Below are 1,960 nucleotides of genomic sequence, written 5' to 3'. Positions count from 1 at the left end.
CACCGAGCCACTCGACCCGACCGGCCCGGGGAGGACCGGCCCGACCGGTCCCGGGAGCGCCGCCGCCGGACCGTCGGCCATCAGGCGACGCACCAGCCCGGCAGCCTCGGCCAGCGCCGGCCGGCGACCACCCAACGGGTCGGCCGGCCACTCCGCGCGGAGCACCACCTCGGCCGTGGGGTTCGTCGCGTCCGGGGTCGGCTCCGGTGCCCACACGTCGATCAGGTGCCCCGGCCCACCGTCGAGGCAGGCGTCGTACACCTCACGCAGGAAGACCGACGGACCTCGCGGTCGCTTCGTGCCCTCCCCCCACCAGTAACCGGAGCAGAGCAGCAGCCGGCGCGGCCGGGTCACCGCCACGTACGTCAGCCGGCGTTCCTCCCGCTCGTCGTGGGCCCGCCACGCGTCGGTGAAGTCGGTCACCGCCCGCGCCACGGCCCGCTGGTCGCCCGCCTCGTCGAGCGCCAACTCGGGCAGCCCGTCGGCGTCACCGCGCAGCGGGAACGGCAGCACGCCCAGCCCGCCCAACCAGTGGTCGGAGTTGCGGACCGGCCCGGGCCACAGCCCGCGACTGAGCCCGGCCACCGCCACCACGTCCCACTCCAGACCCTTGGCGGCGTGTGCGGTGACCACCTGCACCGCGCCCTCCACCACCTCGACCTCGCCCGGCGCCAGACCACGCTCCTCGTCCTCGGCGGCGGCCAGATAGGACAGGAAACCGGACAGGGTGGCGCCGGGCGTCTCCCCGCTGAACCGGGCCGCCACGTCGCCGAGCGCGTCCAGGTGCCCCCGGGCCAGGCCCGCGTCGCCGGCGCCGTCGCGGCCGGCCCGCACCGCGACCTCCACGTCCAGGCCGATGGTTCGCTCGATGTCCGCGATCAGGTCCGGCAGCGCCTGGTCCAGTCGGTAGCGCAGCAGCGCCAACTCCCGGCCGTACGCGCGCAGCCGCGCGAACCCCTCCGCCGAGTACGCCTGCGCCGGCCCGAGGTCGGCCAGCGCCTCCACCAGAGTCGCCTCGTCCAACAGGTCGGGGCTGATCTCCGCGTCGTCGTCGGCGGCCACCTGCCGTCGAGCTGTAGCGATGGCCCGAGCCCGGCGGTGCAGGGCCACCAGGTCACGCGGCCCGATCCGCCAACGGGCACCGGTGAGCAGCCGCAACAGCGCGGCCCCGTCGGTCGGGTCGGCCAGCACCCGCAACGTGCACACCACGTCGCGCACCTCGGGAGTGTCCAGCAGGCCGCCCAGCCCCACCACCTCGACCGGCAGACCACGCTCGCGCAGCGCCGACTCGATCGCCGGGATCTGGCTGCGTACCCGAACCAGCACGGCGGTCGTCGGGCGCCGCGCCACCGGGATGTGCTCCGGGGCCACGCCCGGCATCCCGGCCGCCCCACGCCAGGCGGCCAGCACGCTGTCGGCGATCCAGTCGGCCTCGTCGGCGTACGTGGGCAGCATCGCGCAGTGCACGGTGCCCCCGGCCGCACCGGCCGGGCTGCGGTGCGGGATCGGGTCCCGGACGGTCAACGCCGAGCGCAGCTCCGGCACCCGGGCACCCGCCGCCCGCAGCGGGGTGGAGAGCGCGTTCGCCACCCGGAGGATCTCCGGACGGTTGCGCCAACTCGTGGTGAGCCCCAGCGCCGGGGCCGGCTCACCGTCGGCGCGGGCGAACTCGGTGGGAAACCGGTCCAGGGTGCCCGCGCTGGCCCCCCGCCAGCCGTAGATCGACTGGCACGGGTCGCCCACCGCGGTCACCGGGTGCCCCCCACCGAACAGCGCGTTGAGCAACACCACCTGGGCGTGGCTGGTGTCCTGGTACTCGTCGAGCAACACCACCCGGAACCGGTCCCGCTCGATCGCGCCGACCGCCGGATGGCCCCGGGCCACCCGCGCCGCCCGGGCGAGCTGGTCGGCGAAGTCCATCGCCTCGAAGTCCACCTTGCGTCGGGCGTACGCCCGCACC

The 1,960-nt window shown here is 76.0% G+C and carries 1 protein-coding gene; it reads right to left on the bottom strand.

Features of this window, described 5'->3' with window-relative positions; translation table 11 throughout:
- Positions 1 to 1,960: ATP-dependent helicase (locus KBX53_RS31400; RefSeq protein WP_247676499.1), on the bottom strand; the 1,960-nt coding region annotated here is incomplete at both ends.

Origin of the sequence: Micromonospora sp. M51, assembly GCF_018070305.1 — a bacterium.
GTDB lineage: Bacteria > Actinomycetota > Actinomycetes > Mycobacteriales > Micromonosporaceae > Micromonospora > Micromonospora parva.
The sequence above is the reverse complement of the archived record's forward strand: the minus strand, read 5'-3'. Positions and strand labels throughout refer to the sequence as shown.